The 20,215-nt window shown below is 45.3% G+C and carries 17 protein-coding genes; 3 read left to right on the top strand and 14 right to left on the bottom strand.

Going from position 1 to position 20,215, the window contains the following annotated elements; translation table 11 throughout:
- From MED92_RS19095 to MED92_RS15195, 4 genes are all read right to left on the bottom strand, one after another.
- Positions 1-356: hypothetical protein (locus tag MED92_RS19095; RefSeq protein WP_007022464.1), on the bottom strand; the 356-nt coding region annotated here is incomplete at its 3' end.
- Between the two features lie 426 nt (positions 357-782).
- The gene (locus tag MED92_RS15205; RefSeq protein ID WP_007022462.1) at positions 783-2,240 is read right to left on the bottom strand and encodes an NAD-dependent succinate-semialdehyde dehydrogenase; all 1,458 of its coding nucleotides are present in this window, start codon (positions 2,238-2,240) and stop codon (positions 783-785) included.
- Between the two features lie 124 nt (positions 2,241-2,364).
- Positions 2,365-3,306, bottom strand: a complete 942-nt coding sequence (locus MED92_RS15200) for an AEC family transporter (protein ID WP_007022461.1) — start codon at positions 3,304-3,306, stop codon at positions 2,365-2,367.
- A 186-nt stretch (positions 3,307-3,492) separates the two neighbouring features.
- Positions 3,493-4,668: a p-hydroxyphenylacetate 3-hydroxylase oxygenase component gene (locus MED92_RS15195; protein WP_007022460.1), complete on the bottom strand. Its 1,176-nt coding sequence runs from the start codon at positions 4,666-4,668 to the stop codon at positions 3,493-3,495.
- A 350-nt stretch (positions 4,669-5,018) separates the two neighbouring features.
- Between MED92_RS15195 and hpaA the strand changes: the two genes are divergently transcribed.
- Together hpaA and MED92_RS15185 are read left to right on the top strand one after the other, a co-directional pair.
- The gene (gene hpaA / locus MED92_RS15190; protein ID WP_007022459.1) at positions 5,019-5,945 is read left to right on the top strand and encodes a 4-hydroxyphenylacetate catabolism regulatory protein HpaA; all 927 of its coding nucleotides are present in this window, start codon (positions 5,019-5,021) and stop codon (positions 5,943-5,945) included.
- A 199-nt stretch (positions 5,946-6,144) separates the two neighbouring features.
- The gene (locus tag MED92_RS15185; protein WP_007022458.1) at positions 6,145-7,083 is read left to right on the top strand and encodes a flavin reductase; all 939 of its coding nucleotides are present in this window, start codon (positions 6,145-6,147) and stop codon (positions 7,081-7,083) included.
- 144 nt (positions 7,084-7,227) lie between these two features.
- Here MED92_RS15185 and MED92_RS15180 read toward each other — a convergent pair whose 3' ends face one another.
- From MED92_RS15180 to MED92_RS15140, 9 genes are all read right to left on the bottom strand, one after another.
- Positions 7,228-7,668, bottom strand: coding sequence for a MaoC family dehydratase (locus MED92_RS15180; protein WP_007022457.1), 441 nt, complete (start codon positions 7,666-7,668; stop codon positions 7,228-7,230).
- Positions 7,668-8,894 (bottom strand): multidrug effflux MFS transporter, encoded by a 1,227-nt coding sequence (locus MED92_RS15175; RefSeq protein WP_007022456.1) that lies wholly within the window; start codon positions 8,892-8,894, stop codon positions 7,668-7,670. The genes MED92_RS15180 and MED92_RS15175 overlap by 1 nt, the downstream gene beginning before the upstream one ends.
- Before the next feature lie 98 nt (positions 8,895-8,992).
- Positions 8,993-9,838 (bottom strand): YitT family protein, encoded by an 846-nt coding sequence (locus tag MED92_RS15170; protein WP_007022455.1) that lies wholly within the window; start codon positions 9,836-9,838, stop codon positions 8,993-8,995.
- 30 nt (positions 9,839-9,868) lie between these two features.
- Positions 9,869-11,539: an AMP-binding protein gene (locus tag MED92_RS15165; RefSeq protein WP_007022454.1), complete on the bottom strand. Its 1,671-nt coding sequence runs from the start codon at positions 11,537-11,539 to the stop codon at positions 9,869-9,871.
- A 33-nt stretch (positions 11,540-11,572) separates the two neighbouring features.
- Positions 11,573-12,340 carry a class II glutamine amidotransferase gene (locus MED92_RS15160; protein ID WP_007022453.1) on the bottom strand — a complete coding sequence of 256 codons (768 nt, stop codon included), beginning with the start codon at positions 12,338-12,340 and terminating at the stop codon, positions 11,573-11,575.
- Positions 12,341-12,385: 45 nt separating this feature from the next.
- A complete protein-coding gene (locus MED92_RS15155; protein ID WP_007022452.1) occupies positions 12,386-12,748 on the bottom strand; it encodes a bactofilin family protein in 363 nt (120 codons plus the stop codon).
- A 29-nt stretch (positions 12,749-12,777) separates the two neighbouring features.
- A complete protein-coding gene (locus tag MED92_RS15150; protein ID WP_007022451.1) occupies positions 12,778-13,731 on the bottom strand; it encodes a M23 family metallopeptidase in 954 nt (317 codons plus the stop codon).
- A gap of 117 nt (positions 13,732-13,848) precedes the next feature.
- Positions 13,849-14,637 (bottom strand): TIGR00266 family protein, encoded by a 789-nt coding sequence (locus MED92_RS15145; RefSeq protein ID WP_007022450.1) that lies wholly within the window; start codon positions 14,635-14,637, stop codon positions 13,849-13,851.
- A 1-nt stretch (position 14,638) separates the two neighbouring features.
- Entirely contained in the window at positions 14,639-15,874 is a 1,236-nt protein-coding gene (locus tag MED92_RS15140) for a cation:proton antiporter (protein ID WP_007022449.1), read from the bottom strand.
- A gap of 430 nt (positions 15,875-16,304) precedes the next feature.
- Here MED92_RS15140 and putA point away from each other — a divergent pair, with 430 nt between their 5' ends.
- On the top strand, positions 16,305-19,424 hold the full coding sequence (putA, locus tag MED92_RS15135) for a bifunctional proline dehydrogenase/L-glutamate gamma-semialdehyde dehydrogenase PutA (protein WP_007022448.1): 3,120 nt from the start codon (positions 16,305-16,307) through the stop codon (positions 19,422-19,424).
- Here the strand turns inward: putA and MED92_RS15130 are convergent.
- A complete protein-coding gene (locus MED92_RS15130) occupies positions 19,404-20,144 on the bottom strand; it encodes a substrate-binding periplasmic protein (RefSeq protein WP_007022447.1) in 741 nt (246 codons plus the stop codon). The two genes, putA and MED92_RS15130, sit on opposite strands and share 21 nt — an antisense overlap.
- Between the last annotated feature and the right edge of the window lie 71 nt (positions 20,145-20,215).

Below are 20,215 nucleotides of genomic sequence, written 5' to 3'. Positions count from 1 at the left end.
GATAGAAGGCGGATCTGCCCATAGTGCTTATGACTAAGTGCAAAGTTACTGAAAAATGAATCCAGATAAACTTTTCTCCCCTGTGTTGGAGAGATCAAATACTCTCGAACCAAACGGCTTTGCGAAATAAAATCCAGATCAACTACAGCTTCCCTGAGATCGTTCTGAAGTTGCGCCTGCACCAAACGTGCAGACGACTCGATGCTTGCATCAAGTCGCTCAGCAACCACTTTCTCGAGCAGCACAAAGGCAAGGTATACAGCGATAAGACCTACAAAGGTCAGAGGTAACCAGAAAATCCAGAAGCGCTTACTTGCGCCAGACATCAACTTTCGGGTTTTAGTCAGGTATTTCATTAAACATTTACATCGATACAACCACAAAAAATGCACGGCTATTTTAACAATCGTTCAATAAAAATACCATCCATCAGAAACTACTAATAGATGTAGATCGAATTCGCATCTACTATCATCGTTTAATTGGCGTTTTTCTAATTTATGGTTAACTAAAGCAAAGACTTCAAATACAAGGATACATATGTCTAGCCAAACTGATGAGCCAACGTCCTGCTCAAAGTGCCTGAAACGTTTTTTGGACTTTTCTGGTAGAGATAAAAAAGATTGGGAGCAATTGGGAAGAGGAAAAGCACACTGTGATGCATGCATCGAAGCTCTTAAAAACAACCTTTGTGATGATCAAGCAACTCACCTCAAAAGCTCTGGAAACTAAAAAAGGCGCCTCATGGCGCCTTTTAAAAGCAAGGTTAAGCGATAACCTTTTTATAACCCGCCCATACAGATGTACTTCGTTTCCAGGTAATCTTCCAAGCCGTACTTAGAACCTTCACGGCCCTGACCAGACTCTTTCACACCGCCAAATGGGATCACTTCTGAGCTAATTGCTGTTTCATTAACCCCAACCATACCGTACTCGATCCCTTCAGATACGCGCCAGATACGGCCAAGATTCTGAGTAAATACGTAGGAAGCCAGGCCAAATTCGGTATCATTTGCCATTGCGATTGCTTCCTCTTCAGTACTGAACTTGAAGACAGGCGCAACCGGGCCAAAGATCTCTTCACCAAAGATGCTCATTTTGTCATTCACATCTGTCAGAATAGTCGGCTCATAGAAGCAGTTGCCCAGCTCAGATGGCTTACCACCAGCGACAACATTCGCTCCCTGCTCTACTGCATTCTGAACGATCGCATCGATATCAGACAACGCTTTCTTAGATACCACAGGACCATGCGTCGCTTCTTCATCAAAACCGTGGCCCAGTTTGAATTCTTTAACTGCAGCAGCAAACTTCTCAACAAACTGGTCGTAAATGCCTTCCTGAACCAGTAGACGGTTTGCACAGATACATGTCTGCCCAGAGTTACGGTACTTTGATGCCAGCGCACCTTTTACCGCCAGATCCAGATCAGCATCATCAAATACAATAACTGGCGCATTACCACCCAGCTCCATAGAGGTACGCTTAACGGTATCCGCGCACTGCTTGATCAGCAGCTTGCCGATCGGTGTAGAACCGGTGAAAGTCAGCTTCTTAACTTTAGTGTTTGAGGTCATTTCACCACCCACAGTCGAAGAGGACTTAGTCGGCAGTACATTGAACAGACCCGCTGGCACACCAGCGCGCTTAGACAATTCTGCCAACGCCAATGCAGATAGAGGAGTTTCCGCTGCTGGCTTAAGAAGAATTGAACAACCGGCTGCGAGTGCAGGCGCAGCCTTACGAGTGATCATTGCATTTGGGAAGTTCCAAGGCGTAATCGCTGCAACTACACCCACAGGCTGCTTGATAACGATGCTACGGCGATCACCTGGAGAAGGCAGAACATCACCATAAATGCGCTTACCTTCTTCAGCAAACCATTTCAGATAAGACGCGCCGTACATCACTTCGCCTTTCGCTTCAAACAGCGGCTTACCCTGCTCTAAAGTCATGATCGCTGCCAGATCATCAGTATTTTCAATGATCAAATCATACCAACGCTCCAGGATGCCAGAACGCTCAGCCGGCGCCAGTTTCTTCCATGCGCTCATTGCGGCTTCAGCCAGATCGATAGTGCGCGCAGTTTCTTCTGCACCAACACTGGCTACTTCGGCAATCACTTCGCCTGTTGCTGGGTTAGATACTGGGAATGTCTCACCGGCATCACCATTCACCCATTCACCGTTAATAAACGCTTGTGTCTGTAACAGACTGGAATCATTTAACTGTAGTTTCATAGCCTTCTCTTCTCACAAGGTAGGTCGTTTTGACTTCTACTGAATTGCATTAAGCCTACCTTATTTCAATTTAGTTAACAAGTTAAGTAATTTTATATTTCTTTATTTGCGCGTTAGTTCAGCCTTACTGAACACCCAGTATCCAAATAACCAGATTTATCGTGACAAAAGCCATAAGCGTTGCAGGCAGCAATACAGCAGAGCAAAGCCCACCCATGTTGTAACGCATTCCAATGACCGCATAGATACTGAACATCGGCATACAAGCCAAAATGATTGCAACATTCTGAAACAGCGGTTGCATAGGTGGAAAAAGCATCATCATCGCAAACACAGATAGAGGATGAATAATCAGTTTACCGAGTACGATACTAGAAATATCAGTTAGCATCCCTTTCGGCTTCAATCCGACTAACATGCCACCTATCGCAAACAAGGCGACACCGCCGACGGTAACTGACAACATATCAATCACCCTTCCCACAAATTCCGGCGGTTGCCAGTTGAGCGCTGAACTACAAAGCCCTAGCGCTATAGAGGCAATAATCGGGTTTTTCGCTAATTGCGGTAATGACTTCAGAAGCGCTTTAGTAAAGCTGCTCCCTTGATGCTGTCCGGTATCAGCAAGCGCCAATGCCAAAGGAAGTATGAAAAGGTTTTCAACGATCAGCGTCAAAGCAAAGGGCACCAACGCAGCATCACCAAAAAGCTGCATGATGATAGGAAATCCCACCATAAGGCTATTCGAAATACTCCCCCCCAAACCAAACAGCGCACATTCGGTCAGAGTCTTATTCTTGAATTTTGCTAAAAAGAACAACAGCAAAAAAGAGATCAACGAGCCCAAACCAAAGATCAGAAGATAATCGTAATGCAGAATATCCTGAAACGAACGAGAGCTAAGCGCTTTAAACATGGCGGCTGGCAAGCCGAAGTTCACCACAAACCATGCCAGAGTCCGGACATTTTCCTTTTCCAGAAAACCAAATCTAACCGCGATAAAGCCCAGCAGAATGAGAATAAAGGTTGGACTGGTTAAAGACAGAATATATGTAAAGTCCTGCATGCGGCTCAATTCACCCGAGTAAAGACAAGAAAAGTATCCGTAAAAGATATGAATAAGCTGTTTCAAGCAATTCCAAAGAAACTGTTAATACGAAACAACTTAATTAATATGTTAATTATTATTCTAGCGTAATACGATACAAATAAAAAACCCGCGATAAACGCGGGTTTTTATCAAATCAGAAAGTTAAACCATCGTTGGATCTGCTTCCATTCCCATCAGAGAGCGACCCAGAATCTGCTTACATACGTCGTAATCAGTATATGCATGGGCAGCTGTCATGTTGCAGTCACGCCATAGACGCTGGATTTCATTATCGTGAATCCAGGTGCTTCCGCCCGATACTTCGAACAAGCGGTTAACCGCTTCACAGCACATCTTAACTGCATAAGCCTGATTAGTACGCCAGAACGCCAGCTCATCATCCGTTGGATAACGCTTCTGCTCACCGAATGCTTTGTGCTCATCCCAGGTTTTTTCCATCAGAGCGCGCGCAGCCATAACCTGGTGAGTCGATTCAGCCAGACGCATCAGCGGTGGAATCTCTTTACCAGAAGCCGCCATAGTGTAAGCACGTGTACGGTTCTTAGTCAGGTTTTTGAAGACCTCCAGCATACGTTCAGCAATACCAAGCGCCATGGATGCGAAACCGCATGCAAAGTATGGACGATAAGGCGTGTAGTAGATCTTAGAATCCGGGTAAAGACCAAAACCAGAAGATGCGCCAGTCATCATTGCTTTAGCTTTTTCAATACGGTGCTCAGGGATGAACGTATTATCATTGATTCGTAGTGTTTTAGTACCGGAAGGCTTCATACCTGCAGAGTACCAATCGTCAATGATTTCATAATCAGAGCTTGGAACAACACCAAAGCAGTAATCTTTCTCACCCGTTTCTTTGTTGTCACGCAAGAAGCCAAGAATAGCCCACTCAGCATGATCGCAACCAGAGCTCCACTTCATGTCACCGTTAAAGATTACACCACCTTCGCACTCTTCCACCTTACCAAATGGTGCGATAGAGCTACTTGCTGTTGCATCTGGATTCTCACCCCAGAACTCATCCTGAGCCTGTTTCGAGAACATAGCCATCTGATGATTATGGGTTATTAGAAGGCTGAAAGCCCATGCAGTACCACCACAAGCACCCGCTAATGCCGCTATACAATCAGTCACTTCTGGCAGAGATAGTTCAAGACCACCATAAACCTTTGGCAAGAAAGCACGGTGTAGGTTGATAGATTTCAGAAGACGGATATTTTCGTCAGGTACTCGACGTAGCTTTTCAGCTTCAACAGCATTCTCAGCGATCGTAGGCAGAATCTTTTTCAGCTCATCGAGCATTGGATTTGGTCTTTCCATCGTCTTTACCTTCTCATTGTTTTTTTGTTGTGACAGAAAGCGCATTGCGGTGAAGAAGAAGCGCTGCCTGCCCTATCGTTGGATACATTATTGATGGATAAAACCCTATTTAAAATGGATATTTCACAGCCTTTATTGTACTTTTGATAGTTAATATATAAATCAATTAGATCAAAAAACACACACAACCAGCCAAAAAATAAACCTAACTAATTGATTTAAAAGAATACAGCTTATTAAAAAAGCAACGCCCAATTATAGACTTGCACAAAGGAAAGAAATTTAACTTTATCTCCTCTGTATATTCACTAAACTGTATATAGATGTTTAATAGCAGCGACCGGTATTCTATGAGCAGCGAATCAACCTCTCTGGCCCAGCCTCTGAATTCTTCTGACGACATCCCAAATATCGATATTGGGCATGCATATGATCAGCACTATATAGATGCAGAGATCCACTATGAGCATCTTGAGAAGCTCGCCGATTTTTTTGGACGTAATATGCCAGTTCATCACCACGATCGTTTCTATCAGATCCACGTCATTCTGAGCGGAACGGTCCGGGTACACTTAGATGAAACCAGCTACACGGTCCAGGGACCTATGTTTTTCTTGACCCCACCAACCGTTCCGCATGCATTCGTTACCGATAACAAAGCTAAAGGTCATGTCATTACCGCCAGGCAGCAATTGGTATGGGAATTAATGGGAGGGCTGGTACCCACAGGCTGGGGAAGCAACAGCTTTATGACACATCCCCTTTGCGTAGCACTGGATCCCGATAGAAACACCACAGCAAAGCGGATGCTTCACCTCCTTAGCTTGATGGCTGATGAGAACGACCTGACCAATACAGAACACACAGTCGCGCTGAAAGCATTATTGCAGTTGGTCCTCATCGATATTTTCAGACTAGCGGACCAAAGCCAGCCGCAGTTGAAGACGCGTAAAGAAGATGTACGTATTTTCCACCGGTTCAATGAATTGATTGAGAATCACTATAGAGAGCACCTCACGCTTAAACAGTATTCTGAAATGATCAGCGTGACAGAAGCCAGACTTAATGAGATCTGCCGCCGTTTAGCCGGATTACCTTCGAAACGCCTGATTATGGATCGTCTGATGCAGGAAGCTAGGCGATTGTTAACTTTCTCATCTTCGCCCATTACAGAAATAAGTTACCAGTTAGGTTTTAAAGACCCTGCATACTTCGCACGATTCTTTCGCAGAAATGCAGGCGTAACTGCCGGGCAATACAGAGAGAATAAAAAATAACCATATATATCAATAAATTAAAAAACTAATTACTGTCATAAGAAACATAACAGCCAGATTATTAACTATGAAAAGTACAACCAAAGCAGTGAAAAATATATTTAACCTCTCTGAGAGCACTCTATAATTAGTTAATATGTAAACTTTCTCAGAGAAAGAACGAGAATAATAACGCCCTAAATTACGAAGGTGACACTCTATGTCTACAGAATTTGATCCAAGAGATTTCCGCCGAGCGCTTTCTCAGTTCCCTACAGGTGTAACCGTGATTACTGCACTAGATGCTGATGGTAATCCTGTTGGAGTAACGGCAAGCAGCTTCAACTCTGTATCGATTGATCCAACATTAGTTCTGTGGAGTATTGATAAAGGCGCACACAGCCTTAGCACTTTCGAGAATGCAGAGTATTTTGCGGTTAACGTACTTGGGCGTGACCAGGTTAGCACTTCAAATAATTTTGCCAGCCGCGGTGAAGACAAGTTTGCTAATGCAAGTTACTCAGCAGGTCTGGGTGGCGCTCCAGTTCTTGATGAATATGCCGCACAGTTTGAATGTAAGACCTGGGCCGTGTATGAAGGCGGTGATCACTTGATTCTGGTGGGTGAAGTTAAAGAATACCGCTACAACGATGGTGTTGAGCCACTGGTATTTGCGCGAGGCAGTTACGCTATCTCCAGCCAGCATCCGGAAATGGTTAAATCCTCTCCTTGCGACCCAAGTGCGATTGAAGGCGATTTTGTAGGCGATTACCTGCTATACCTTCTGCGCGCCTCTTATCAGCGCTTCAGCTCCGATCTTTACCCTAAACTGAAGAAAGAGTGTGATGTAACACCAGAAGAATGGCGCATTTTGGCACGCATGATTAGCTGCCCTGCCATCAAAATTAGTGATCTCACCGGCATGGTTCTACAGCCAGAAGTGGCTTTACGTGAAACAGCTGATTGGATGGTGAAGAAAGGTCTTATCGAGTTTCAGGACAATGACACCTTAAAGGTCACCAGCAAAGGTGCCGAGATAGGTTCCCAGATGCAACAACTGGCTTTGTCTGAAGAAGCCGAGCTTCTAAGCGACCTATCCGAAGAACAAACTGATCAGCTTAAAAGCCACCTAAAAACCCTGCTGGCAAAACTAAGCTAAACTGATTTCGGGCTGGGTTTCCAGCCCTTAGCTATCAGCATTAGCGCATATTGTTGCGCTGAAACTTTATCCTTAGATGCTGGCGATACCTGTGCTTCTCGCCAGCCCTGTTCAGGGCATATGTTAGAAAATATGCCCGTTTTTTTACTGTCGCCTGCCCATCATTATGACGATAAAGCTAATCACTTTATCTTTATGCTGGTTGAACCCCGATACCTGAATTTTCAGCACACCCCTATCAGGTTTAGACTTTGACTGTGTCACTGAAACAATCTCAGCCTCTGTATTGATCGTATCCCCCGGTCGCACGGGTGCAAGGAAACGTAGCTCATCTAGACCTGGGCCACCCAGGCTAACCGTCTCGAAGACCCTTGTTTGAATCATCATCCGAAAACACAGAGACAGAGTCTGAAAACCACTGGCGATAATCCCGCCATAAGGTCCTTCAGCTGCATGAAGCGCATCGATATGAATAGGCTGCGGATCATAAGTCAGCGCATAATCCAGAATTTGTCCTTCACTCAGCGTAAAGCCCGGCGCTAAAAACTTATCCCCAACACTGAAATCATCCAGATAACGATCCATTACTCTTTCCCCTCTAAATTAGCCTGCGCAACTGCCCATCGGGTAACAAAAAAAGCGATACCAGGGAGCACCACAAATCCTAACATCAAAGGTACGACCGTGCCGTTAAATGCCTGACCTACAATCATACCGAGAATGACTGCCATCAACGTAGATACGACCCCAACGAAACTGGAAGCTAACCCCGCAATATGCCCAAAAGGCTCCATTGAAAGCGCGTTAAGATTACCAAAAAGTAACCCTACTCCCATCAGCAGAAGCATAAAATAACTCATCAAAAACCACAGAGGCGGAACAGCACCTAGCCAAACCATGGCTAATAGTGCCAGCGCTGAAAGCACAGAAGATCCCACTTGAGCAAACATCACTAAACGCTTCATACCGAAACGCATCACCAGTTTCGCATTCAGGAAATTAGACGCCCCTATCCCCATCGCCAGCACAGCAAAGTAGAAAGGAAACGCGGCTCCCAGCTCATATAGGTCCTGCAAGACTTGCTGAACCGAACTCAAAAAAGCCAGAAAAGCGCCAAAAACCAAACCCAGTGATATCACATAGGCCATCGCAGTTTTATTAGCGATGACTTCTTTAAAGCTATCCGACAATTTAGTAACAGAGAAACTCTGACGCTTCTCTTGTTCTAAGGTTTCGGGAAGCCTTACCCCAAACCAACCAAGAATTAACAGAGCCATTAGGAGAAGAAAGACAAAGATCATCCGCCAATCGGCGATCATCAAAATACCTTGACCGATAATAGGTGCGACCACAGGTACCAAAATAAATACCGTCATGATCAACGACATGACCCGCGCCATCTGTGGCCCTTTGTGTTTATCCCTGACGATTGCTACCGTCACGATTCGCGGACCTGCCGCCCCGAGCCCCTGGAACAGACGCCCAAGCAACATCATTTCCATACTCTGGGCCAGAATCGACATTAAAGTCCCAATAATGAACACAGAAAAACCCAGATAGATCGCTGGCTTCCGCCCAACGACATCTGACAGAGGCCCATAAAGCACCTGCCCAAAGGCCACACCAAGAAAAATGACCGAAATGATCAACTGAGTATCATTTGGCCTTGCAACACCCAGGTCATTGCCGATGTAAGAGAGAGCAGGCAACATCAGATCGATTGCCATAGCGACAAAGCAAGTCACGAATGCCATTAAGGCGACGAACTCGGTAAACCCGATATCCGACTTTGAGGGTTTAATATCAGTCATTTAGAACTTCACAGCACAGAATAGTTAATATATTAATATGTTAATAATTTTAATAAGTGTACAGCTTGTAAGATATTCCAGACAGATTAAAAGGTTCTTTAAACTCTAGCCCCTGTGCCATAAACCTCCATGGCATTCATCACAACCAGGTAAGCTTCCGGATCATGCTTTTCAACCAGTTTACGGATAGGCACTAATTGAGTTTTCTCGATAATCAGAAACAGGATCTCTTTTTCCCCACCGCTTTTCATACTCGTCGCTTTTACGACAGAGCCAGAGATACCCATCTGCTGTTCGATAATTGGCTTAAGGCGGTCCGCTTTCCAGCAGGAGATATGTACAACTTTTATATCTGAAGAGCCCGAAACAATCAGATCAACCATGCGCCCAGTAACGAATACTGCAACGCCACCCAGCATTGCAGCTTCAAAATCCTGAAAAACCACCGCTGATAGTAGAATAACAGCAGCATCCATAAAGAACAGGCACTGCCCAAGGCTGAGGTTCATTTTGTTAGCAATGAGTCTGGCGAGAATACTCCATCCACCTGATGAAGAGCCGGATTTAAACATCAAACCGATACCTAATCCAACCAGCACCCCACCATAAAGCGCATTGAGTAGGCGGTTATCCCCCAGATCAGGAAGTTCAAAAAGAACAGGTAAGCTATCGGTAAACAGAGCTGTCAGGGTTACGACAATAAGCGAGCGTATAAAGAGCTTATTTCCCAGAAAACGGTAACCGGCCAGAACCAGGGGGGCATTCACTAGAAACAGTATAATGCCTGGACTTACACCAAGGGCATAATTACCCAGTATTGCGAGTCCTGGGGGCCCACCAGCAGGCACCTGGCTTGGTGCGAGAAACATCACAATACCAAAGGCGAGACTTGCACAACCTAGAAGAATAAACAGGTAGTCCAATAGAATCTGAAGATTCTTCATAGCCCGCCCCTATAATTAATAAGATATTAACTATATCCGCTTTCTTTGTTTCTGCAAACGGTTCAGTTCTTCTTCCAGAAGGGTACGACGCAGGACTTTACCCACGTTAGATTTAGGTAGGTGAGTACGAAATTCAACTAAGCGCGGAACCTTGTAAGAGGTTAATCGCTCACGACAGTAGTCTCGAACCTGCTTCACAGAAAGTCGATGGTTAGATGTGACAACGAATAGCTTCACCACCTCCCCTGAACAATCATCAGGCAGGCCTATCACAGCACATTCAATAACATCAGGATGGCTAGAGATGATATTTTCCAATTCATTTGGATAAACAGGAAAGCCCGAAATATTAATGATATCTTTTTTTCGATCCACAATTCTGATGCTGCCATCATCGGCTAACCGGGCAATATCACCCGTCGCTAGCCATCCTTCACTATCGGGTATTTTATCATTCGTTTCCCAATAGCCCTGCATTACCTGAGGACCTTTAACATACAACTCGCCGGTTTCACCGGAACAAAGGTCCTCCCCTTGTTCGCCGACTATTTTCACTTCCGTTAAGGGTAAGGGTTGCCCGACAGAACCGAAAGGTTGATGGATATCCGCAACTGAAACGACCGGAGAGGCCTCGGTCAAGCCATAACCTTGCACAATAGGGCAGCCTGTAATCCGCTCCCATTCATCACTCATCGCTTTAGTCAGTGCGCCCCCACCCGATAGTGTCAGTTTTAACCGGGTCATATCCAACTGCGAAAATGCGGCATTACGACAAAGGGAAACAAACAGCGCATTGATGCCGGAGAAAACCGTGAAATCCCAGCGTCCAAGTTCATTCACAAAGCCACTCGTATCTCTCGGATTAGTAATCAGGACAACCTGAGCCCCCATCATTGGCATCACCAGGCAATTCAGGATAAAGCCATAAATATGATAGATCGGCAGAGGGGCTATCGCTATTTCCTCGCCAATGCGAAGAGATTCAGGCAATCGCCCCTTAATCTGCATAACATTGGAAATCAGATTTCGGTGACTTAAAACAGCCCCCTTTGGCTGCCCAGTGGTGCCCACCGTATACTGAATTAAGGCGGGATCGTTAACCGAACACTCAATCGGCTTTAGCTCGAGCTTCGCGCCACGTGTTAAGGCATCACGTAGCTTAACAGCCCCCTTTAACCGATAACGGGGGACAATTTTGCGTACATATTTAGCTGCAAAGTTTATCGCCTGACGTCGGGGAAAGGGATGCAGATCGCCTAATTGAGTGACAATCACGGTTTCCAGAGAGGTGATCGGTAGCACCTTTTCCAGTAAATAAGCCGAATTGGCCAAAACAATAACCGCTTTTACACCTGCATCATTAAACTGTTGAGTCGTTTCATCAGCCGTATATAAAGGGTTAGTGTTGACAACAACCAACCCCGCTTTAATCGATGCAAGTACCGCAACAGGAAACTGCAAAGTGTTCGGCAACTGTATTGCTATACGGTCTCCGGCTTTAAGATCGGTACAATTCTGAAGATAAGAAGCCAGATGATCTGAATAGTGGTCAAGCTCTGCATAAGTCAGACTTGCGCCCATATTGGTAAAGGCATCTTTAAAGGCGAACTCCTGGCAAGCCTCCCGCCACAGTTCTACGAGACTGTTACAACTGTCGATCTCACCCTGCAGCTTTTTTAGAAAGTCCGTCTCTGCTGTCACCGACGTTCTCCTTTGGAATGGATGACGCCACGCCTATTGAACAATACCTTCCACGAAGGTTACCAATTCACCCGGCTCGAGTGCCACCCACTCTTCATTATCGGTCAATGGCACTGTTGCGATAACCGTGACGATATCATTGGGTGTCGTTTCTTTCATAAAATCAACCGTGAGTTCGCAGTCTGTCAGGCTGGCTTCTCCGAAAGGAGCCTTCCGGGTAATCCAAGAAAGCTTACTGCCACAAAAAGCAAAAAGGTGTGTTGATTCGGTCAATAGCATATTAAACACACCCAGCTTGCGCAGTTGCTCGCATCGTTCGTGGATGAATGCCGAAACCTCTGCAAAATTATCAGGCCTTTTAGGGAATCGTTCTCTGATCTGGCCTAATAGCCAACAGAATGCATACTCGCTATCAGTGGTCCCTACAGGTTCATAGGTGCCCAACTCCAGGTCAAAGAGGGACTTATCTAATTGACCGTTATGGGCAAAAGTCCAGGTAAACCCCCAAAGCTCTCGCTGGAAGGGATGGGTATTCTCCAGACAAATATTACCAACATTTGCCTGGCGTATATGACTAATAACAACGTGACTTTTTATTGGGTGTTCTTTGATCAGGTTAGCAATTTTGGAATCAACACTGGGGTTGGGGTCATGAAAACAACGAGCGCCTTTACCCTCATAAAAAGCAATACCCCAACCATCTTTATGGGGCCCGGTACCTCCGCCCCTTTGCATTAAACCTGCAAATGAAAAGCAAATATCAGTAGGCACATTCGCACTCATGCCCAAAAGTTCACACATGTAACAACCCTGTTAAATTCCCGTAACTGTGCTATTTGATGCCTATTAGTCAGACTTCTGATCCAATACCACTTTGTCAGGCAAAGAATCAATTGCGTCCATCCCCGTCTCAATCTTGTGACCGTCATCATTTAAAGCGGTCACTTCTTTAAGACGGCGCTCACCAAGGAAGCAGCCCTGAGGATGAATAGACATCTGCTTACTTTCAACGGTGGCTCTTACCTGACCACCCGCATCAATATGCAGTTCATCGCAGATAACTTCGCCTTCTAATAGCCCACATACATCAACGCTACGTGCTTTGATCAAGCCGCGAACATGGCCTGATTTGCCGATAGAGATACTGTCCAAAGAGGAAACATTACCTTCAAATGCACCATCGATATGCATTTTTCCGACAATGCTCATATCACCACAGAATTTGTTGCCTTCAGCAATTATTGTGATAGCTGACTGTGCTGATTTAGCGGGTACATTTCTTTTAATGATGCCCATTTAACGCCCTTAACCTTTGTAAACAAAGTGTCAAAATTAGTTATATTCCAGGAGAGAAAAGGTTCCGGATTAATCGGGGTAAACAGGTGCCTGATCTCATAATGCAGATGAGGGCCCGTCGATAAACCTGTATTACCACTTAAACCTATCAGCTGTCCTTTACTGACAAACTCTCCACTTTTCACTTTGACTGCGTCCAGATGCGCAAAGTACGTCTTGAAACCAAAATTATGCTGCAAAATGATCAGTTTTCCAAAACCACTGGATTTGTGATAACCGCCAAATTCAACAACCCCATCCGCAGTCGCGTAGATAGGAGTTCCACGGTTCGCTTTAAAATCGATACCGTGATGCATCACCCGTTTCTTCTTAACCGGATGAATCCTCGAACCAAATTTATCCGAAATACGGATCGCCTGAATAGGCACACCGTTGGGAATACTGTGTAAAAAAAACAGCCTTTTATTTGCTTCGATGGTTAACTCTTCAGCCCGAAGCGCATCTATCTCGCCTTCATCGCTCAAACCCAACAACTCTTGAAGTCCATACAGGGAGTTGTCTAACGATGCATTGAGTTCACCTATTCTCAGGTTTTCCTCTTTGAGCTGATTTTTCTCTTCTTTGAGCGAGCTGAGAGACAAACTCAGGTCTTTCAACTCTTCAATATAAAGCTGCTGAGAACCCACCATAAGTTCATAGTTCTCAGTCAGTACCTGATGATCTTCTTCCAAGTCAGCTAAGTCATCAGTTTTTACAACCAATAAGGCATTAGAGACGAAAAAACTGATCGCGGACAGGACAATAAAAATAGCCAAAAGATATTTGGCTACCTGATTAAATGTATATTGGCGTGACCCATAAACCGTTGTCAGGGTAATGACCAGTTTGTTTCTCAAGATAACACCTGTAACAACACAACAACCCCATGCTTACGCTACCGGGTAAACTAAAGCAGATAAATATACCTACTTTTATTGTCATTGTCATAGCTGTTACAGGGTTATTAAGGCGACTCAATCACCATCTAACATACGACCAATACCACCTAATACAGAACCCTCGCCTTTATCCGAACCACCAGAAGCTGGCGCAGAAGCGATCAGTCGATCAGCAAGCCTCGAGAATGGCAGGCTTTGAACCCAGACAGACCCAGTCCCCTTAAGGGTGGCTAACCATAATCCCTCACCACCAAAGATCATAGATTTTAGTCCTTTAACCATCTCTATGTCGTACTCAATTCCTTCGGTAAAGCCTACCAAACACCCTGTGTCCACACGCAATGTTTCATTGTTCAATTCTTTGCGCACGACTGTACCACCTGCCTGCATGAAGGCCATGCCATCGCCTTCCAACTTTTGCAGAATAAAACCTTCACCACCAAAGAAACCTGCACCAATTTTCTTAGAAAATGCGATCTCAACTTTGGTGCCTAATGCCGCACAAAGAAAAGCGTCTTTCTGGCAGATGACTTTCTCACCAAAATCAGCAAGGTTGAGCGGAACAATGCTACCAGGGTATGGAGCAGCAAAAGCGACCCGTTGTTTACCTTGGCCCTCGTTAAAAAAATGGGTCATAAACACAGACTCGCCCATGACCATTCGTTTACCAGCAGAAAACAGCTTACCCATCAGCCCCTGATCAGGCTCCGAACCATCACCCATTTTGGTTTCGAAAGATATTCCCTCTTCCATGTAGTTCATCATGCCGGCTTCGGCAATCACCTTTTCACCTGGATCAAGTTCAACTTCAACTACCTGGAGTGACTCACCGATGATTTCATAATCCACTTCATGACAACGCATTTTATTTTCCTTCCTTTTCCTTTCGGGCTAGCTTCGTCAACAACCAAGGTGTTGACGTTGCCTGAACACAGAGTGAGAACATTACCACACCGTAAGCAATAGACTGAATGGTAAACCAGGCATCTAATTCAAGCGGTAGAGATAATGCCAAAGCGATAGTGACCGCACCACGCAGCCCTCCCCAATAGATGATGCAATGGTCTTTCCAGTTTAACCTTGTTCCGGGAATAACGTTAATCAGCGGTCCGATAATGACAAGCCCCACCCCTCGGGCAATCAGTACAGCTGCGATGCCTAGCAGCATTGCCAACCATTGCTGCTGAAACATGGCCAATGTGACCGTAACACCTAACAATAGAAAGATCATTGCGCTGGATAATTCTCCGGCGAACAACCAGTGGTTAGACAACCTTATCTTCTGCTCATCACGCGAGTAACGGCGGATCAATTCACCAAAACCGACCCCCGTAACCAATACACACATAACCCCAGACACATGTAGAACGGACTCCGCAATCACATAACCGGCATAAGCTCCGCTGAGCATAAAGACCATGCGACTAAAACTGTCTTTAACCAGATAAAAGCAACCTCCAAGAATCACTAAAACAGCGCCACCTACCGCAATACCACCGAAGAAAATCTTTGCGAAAGAGAGGGCTGCATAACTGAAGGAGAAATCGCCCTCAGGCATTAACAATAAACTGGAAATCAAACCAAACATCATAATGGCGCTGGCATCGTTAAACAGGCTCTCACCTTCCATCAGCAAAATAAGATCCTCTGAGACGCCAGCCTTCTTCAGTAAAGAGATCACAGCAGCAGGGTCGGTAGCTGAAAGCAGAGCACCGGTGAGCAACGCCGCCAGCACAGGGTAGTGATTAGGGTAACCGATACCATAGTAGAGAAACACAGCGCTGACCGCCGTAGCCAGTAGCATAAGGGGGGTCGATAAAAGCAGAATGGGGAGTAATTTTTTACAAAGGCGTTTCGCATCAATATGCAGCGCAGCCTCAAAAATTAATACAGGGAGAAAAATATAGAACACTAGCAACTGGAAGTGTTGCCATCGTAGCCCTGTATCGTAACCCAGAGATGTGATCACTTCCGATCCAATAAAACCGGCAAAAACCAACACAAGGCTATATGGCAGATGCAAACGGCTAGCCAAAGGGCGAAGCAACGCTGCTAACATAAGCATAATCAGAAACATAATCAGTATGTTAACAATCTGCATCAACCTCACCCTATATAGCGTTAATTCAGTTAAGAACGAGAAATAGCGTAATTAGTTCCCAACAGAATTTTAGACTCTAGGTTCTAGCTACTAGATTCTAGAACAGATCCACTTCTGGCATATAGCCGACGTTACCGTTCACTTAAAAAACATTGTTGCGAGCGATAGTTTAGTCATTTCGGCACGAGGGCTTGCCTCGCTACGTTATTTTCTTTCACCCTGTTGTCTATACACGAAGCAACGCCCTGAAATGCCCCCCGGTTTGGCAGATCACCATTTCGTGATTTATAAACAACACCCCCTCGTGTTAGTAACTTATTAATTTACTTAGTTAAAAAAGACCAAACCGATCTATTTTTTATAGGTCGGATTATTCTTTTCTTCCTCTATTCGTCTAAACTGAGAGGAAATTTACCAGGGCCCCAAGCCTATGCTTTCAGTAGAAGAACTGTTATCTAATGAGTTTTCACCCGCGCAGCAGTCTGAGATCTGGCAAACCATCTCTGATTACTATTGCCACAGTGAAAACAGCTTAGTAGATCAGTTACTTATATCGGCTCCAAAAAGCACTCAAGCTCAACAAAATGCCCGTAACTGGATTGAAGAGATCCGCAGCCTTCCCCATGACCTTCTCTCTGTGAATGATCTGATGAGCCGGTTCGGACTGAACAGTGATGAAGGGATCGCACTTTTATCACTGGCTGAAGCACTCTTGCGTATACCTGATGCAGATAGCGCCGAATCTTTGATTGAGGACAAACTAGAGCGTCTGATCCCTGAGAAACTTCTCTCCGATCCGCAGATCGATCTGATCGGTAACACTACCCTTTGGGGAATTGCCCTGAGCCAGCAGCTCATATCAACCGATGTTTCATCCGCTAATCTAACGCAACGCCTGATACAAAAGCTGGGAAACCAAAGTGTACACAAAGCCATAAGTTATGCGATGAAAATTCTGGGTAACCAGTTTGTTTTTGCTGAAACTATACAAGACGCCCTACGCTCGAGATGCGATTACTCGATCGACAACACCGCATTTTCTTTTGATATGCTCGGTGAAGCGGCCATTTGTGATTCTGATGTCGATTATTATTTTAAAGCTTACCTTGAAGCAATTCAGGCCGCTGGCGAACAAAATCATGATCAGAATACATCGATCTCAATCAAACTCTCTGCACTTCACCCAAGATTAGAGAATGCCCATCTCGAAGAGATACAGCGCAGTCTGTTTAATCGATTGTTACAACTGTTAGCCACAGCAAGACAACTCGATATAGCCATCACAATCGATGCGGAAGAATCAGAACGATTAGAACTTTCCCTTCTCATTTTTGAACAGTTGCTTCGTAGTGAACTCTGCTCTGGCTGGGGAAAGCTGGGGCTTGCAGTGCAGGCCTACAGTAAACGTGCCTTACCTGTGCTCCGTTGGTTATCCCTACTGGCCGAAGATTGCGACACTCAGATTCCCGTTCGACTGGTAAAAGGCGCATATTGGGATAGTGAGATCAAGAAGGCTCAGCAAGCAGGTATAGAAGATTACCCTGTCTATACCAGCAAGAGCGCAACAGATCTTTCTTACCTGATTTGCAGCCGCTTTTTGTTATCTGCTCAAAGCCCATTACTGCTACCACAATTTGCCACTCATAACGCCCTGAGCATCGCGCAAATTTTAGAGACTGACTCAGATAAAAGCTTTGAGTTCCAGCGCTTACATGGCATGGGGGATAGCTTATATGCGCTGATACTGAGATCTTTACCTTATAAATGTCGCATCTATGCACCTATAGGCAACCAATCAAGCTTACTGCCTTATTTAGTAAGACGTTTACTGGAAAATGGAGCCAATTCCTCCTTTGTATTCCAGATTAATGACTCCGATATTCCGCTTGAAGAGATCACCCGATCACCCCAGGAAATACTACGTTCAATCGTTTCACCGGTTATTAAGAAACCTAACGCGATTTATCTACCGGTGCGTGATAATTCTCAAGGAGAGAACCTTGGCAGCCTCGATACCTGGGAAGCATGGAAAACAACGATCAATCACTACAAGACGAAACAGTGGTATTGCCAACCGATTATTGACGGTGAAATAAGTGAAGGCGTTCAGCTACAGCCAATTTACCCGAGCTACCAATTAGACAGAACCCTTGGCTACTACAGTGGTGCGAGTATTGAACAGATCAAACAAGCTCTGAGTATTGCGGAATATAGCCTACCCCAATGGAGAAACAGCCCATTAAGTCAGCGCTGCGATATGCTGCGGACTTATGCGCAAACACTGCAGAACAACAAAGCAGAACTAACCTGCCTGTTAATGTACGAAGCGGGTAAAACCTTGCGGGATGCACTAAACGAGATCCGCGAAGCGATCGATTTCTGTTACTACTACGCTAACTTAGCTGAACAGAGTTTACACGCTGAGACACTGGTTTCAGTAACAGGCGAAAAAAACACGCTTAGCTATCAAGGCCAGGGGACCTTTCTCTGTATCAGCCCATGGAACTTCCCTCTGGCGATATTTACAGGCCAGATAGCCGCCGCCCTGGTATGTGGCAATACTGTCATAGCGAAACCTGCATCAGTTACATCACTGATAGCCTTTCGGGCGACTGAACTTTGGTATACCGCAGGTTTACCTGGCTATGCATTACAACTCCTTCCTTTCCAACGGGGAGAGCAAGCTGAAGCGGTGTTAAAGGACAGCAGAATCGCTGGGGTTGCCTTTACCGGCTCCACCCAAACTGCCATGGCGCTGCAACAGCAATTAGCAAGCCGGGGTGACGGGGCTATCTCTAAGCTCATTGCTGAAACCGGTGGCATCAACGCAATGATCGCGGACAGTACCGCATTACCTGAGCAGGTCATTCTTGATGTAATACAATCTGCATTTAACAGTGCTGGACAACGCTGCTCAGCCCTCAGGGTTTTATATGTGCAGGAAGACATTGCCGAACAGATCGAACGCAGACTGGTTGGTGCAATGGACACGCTGGTCATCGGCTCGCCTGAAAAGCTAAATACCGACATTGGCCCTGTCATTAACAAAGCGGCAATGGATCGGTTATTCGATCATATTGAGCTTTGCCGTGCTCAGAATAAATTAATTCACGAACTTCCTCTCCAAGAACAGCACAATCAAGGCTATTTCGTCCCTCCAACCCTAATTAAGCTGCATTCAATAGATGAACTTCCGGACGAAGTTTTTGGGCCCGTGTTACATATCATCCGCTATGCACGTGAAGATATCGATCGAGTAATCAATGAGATTAATCGCAGTGGTTATGGCCTGACCTTCGGTATTCATTCCCGTAATGATCACTTCATCAATAAAGTCATTGCAGGCATTGAAGCAGGGAACATCTACATAAACCGCGATCAGGTAGGGGCTATTGTCGGCTCACAGCCGTTTGGCGGTATTGGCCTATCCGGCACAGGACCTAAAGCAGGCGGCCCAAACTATCTGAAAAGTTTTAGCCGGGAAATGACTGTATCTCGTAATACCACGGCTCAGGGAGGAAACAGAGAATTACTCAGCCGCAAATCTTAATTCTGGAGAATAAAGATAGGGTGATTTTTCCAAACCCGCAGCTATAGTTTCCAGCTTACGCATGGTTTTCTCTGCGTCAGGGTAGTCTTTATGCAGGATCAGAAAAACGTCAGTCTGTTTTAGTGTACTAAAGCGGATATTAGAAATTGGATTCTCAGCCAATACCTCTGCTGCAGGATAGGCATAATCCAAAACATATTCGGCCCGCCCTCTTTGCAACATGCCAAATGCGGAAAAGTGCCCCTGGGTCGACATATTAGTGATTCCGTTGTCAGGATCATCAATGTATTTTCGATAACCTGCATAGCTGTAGCCGGCAATGGTAATAACCGACTTTCCACGCAGCTCTTCTATCGATGCAACAGGTTCGCTACCTTCACGATAGAATATATTGATCTCTACCTTAGCAACCGGCTCTTTACTGACCAGACAGCAATCCTGTAAAAGCGATTTGGCGTTCACAAGCATTGAGAATTTAGAGGTGCCATTACGAAGATTGGCAAACATACGCTTGGCTGGATAATCCTTGGGATGCCATGGAATTCCAGCCGCTTTGAAAAGAGGTTCTGCAAACTTCACTAAGGGGTTTTTCAATTTACCCTTTTCATCACGCTGCGTAGTCCAGACCGAAATATCCGGGTAGGCATACTCCAGCTCTTCCTGAGCAAATGCAGAGTGACTGATAGCAACCATGAGCGTAACCAGCCAGATCCTGAACATATCCTGTTCACTCCCTAGTCAACGTAAATTAAAGCGATAAAAAAGTTTTTCCTGACACTTATCAAGAATAA

The organism is Neptuniibacter caesariensis, from assembly GCF_000153345.1.
Taxonomy (GTDB): domain Bacteria; phylum Pseudomonadota; class Gammaproteobacteria; order Pseudomonadales; family Balneatricaceae; genus Neptuniibacter; species Neptuniibacter caesariensis.
Note: the sequence above shows the minus strand (reverse complement) of the source record. Positions and strands in the feature narration are given on the sequence as shown.

Excerpts from the sequence above, each read along its gene's own strand:
- MED92_RS15205 (WP_007022462.1), bottom strand. The coding sequence starts at position 2,240 with ATGAAACTACAGTTAAATGATTCCAGTCTGTTACAGACACAAGCGTTT.
- MED92_RS15200 (WP_007022461.1), bottom strand. The coding sequence starts at position 3,306 with ATGCAGGACTTTACATATATTCTGTCTTTAACCAGTCCAACCTTTATT.
- MED92_RS15195 (WP_007022460.1), bottom strand. The coding sequence starts at position 4,668 with ATGGAAAGACCAAATCCAATGCTCGATGAGCTGAAAAAGATTCTGCCT.
- hpaA (WP_007022459.1), top strand. The coding sequence starts at position 5,019 with ATGAGCAGCGAATCAACCTCTCTGGCCCAGCCTCTGAATTCTTCTGAC.
- MED92_RS15185 (WP_007022458.1), top strand. The coding sequence starts at position 6,145 with ATGTCTACAGAATTTGATCCAAGAGATTTCCGCCGAGCGCTTTCTCAG.
- MED92_RS15180 (WP_007022457.1), bottom strand. The coding sequence starts at position 7,668 with ATGGATCGTTATCTGGATGATTTCAGTGTTGGGGATAAGTTTTTAGCG.
- MED92_RS15175 (WP_007022456.1), bottom strand. The coding sequence starts at position 8,894 with ATGACTGATATTAAACCCTCAAAGTCGGATATCGGGTTTACCGAGTTC.
- MED92_RS15170 (WP_007022455.1), bottom strand. The coding sequence starts at position 9,838 with ATGAAGAATCTTCAGATTCTATTGGACTACCTGTTTATTCTTCTAGGT.
- MED92_RS15160 (WP_007022453.1), bottom strand. The coding sequence starts at position 12,340 with ATGTGTGAACTTTTGGGCATGAGTGCGAATGTGCCTACTGATATTTGC.
- MED92_RS15155 (WP_007022452.1), bottom strand. The coding sequence starts at position 12,748 with ATGAGCATTGTCGGAAAAATGCATATCGATGGTGCATTTGAAGGTAAT.
- MED92_RS15145 (WP_007022450.1), bottom strand. The coding sequence starts at position 14,637 with ATGCGTTGTCATGAAGTGGATTATGAAATCATCGGTGAGTCACTCCAG.
- MED92_RS15140 (WP_007022449.1), bottom strand. The coding sequence starts at position 15,874 with ATGCAGATTGTTAACATACTGATTATGTTTCTGATTATGCTTATGTTA.
- putA (WP_007022448.1), top strand. The coding sequence starts at position 16,305 with ATGCTTTCAGTAGAAGAACTGTTATCTAATGAGTTTTCACCCGCGCAG.
- MED92_RS15130 (WP_007022447.1), bottom strand. The coding sequence starts at position 20,144 with ATGTTCAGGATCTGGCTGGTTACGCTCATGGTTGCTATCAGTCACTCT.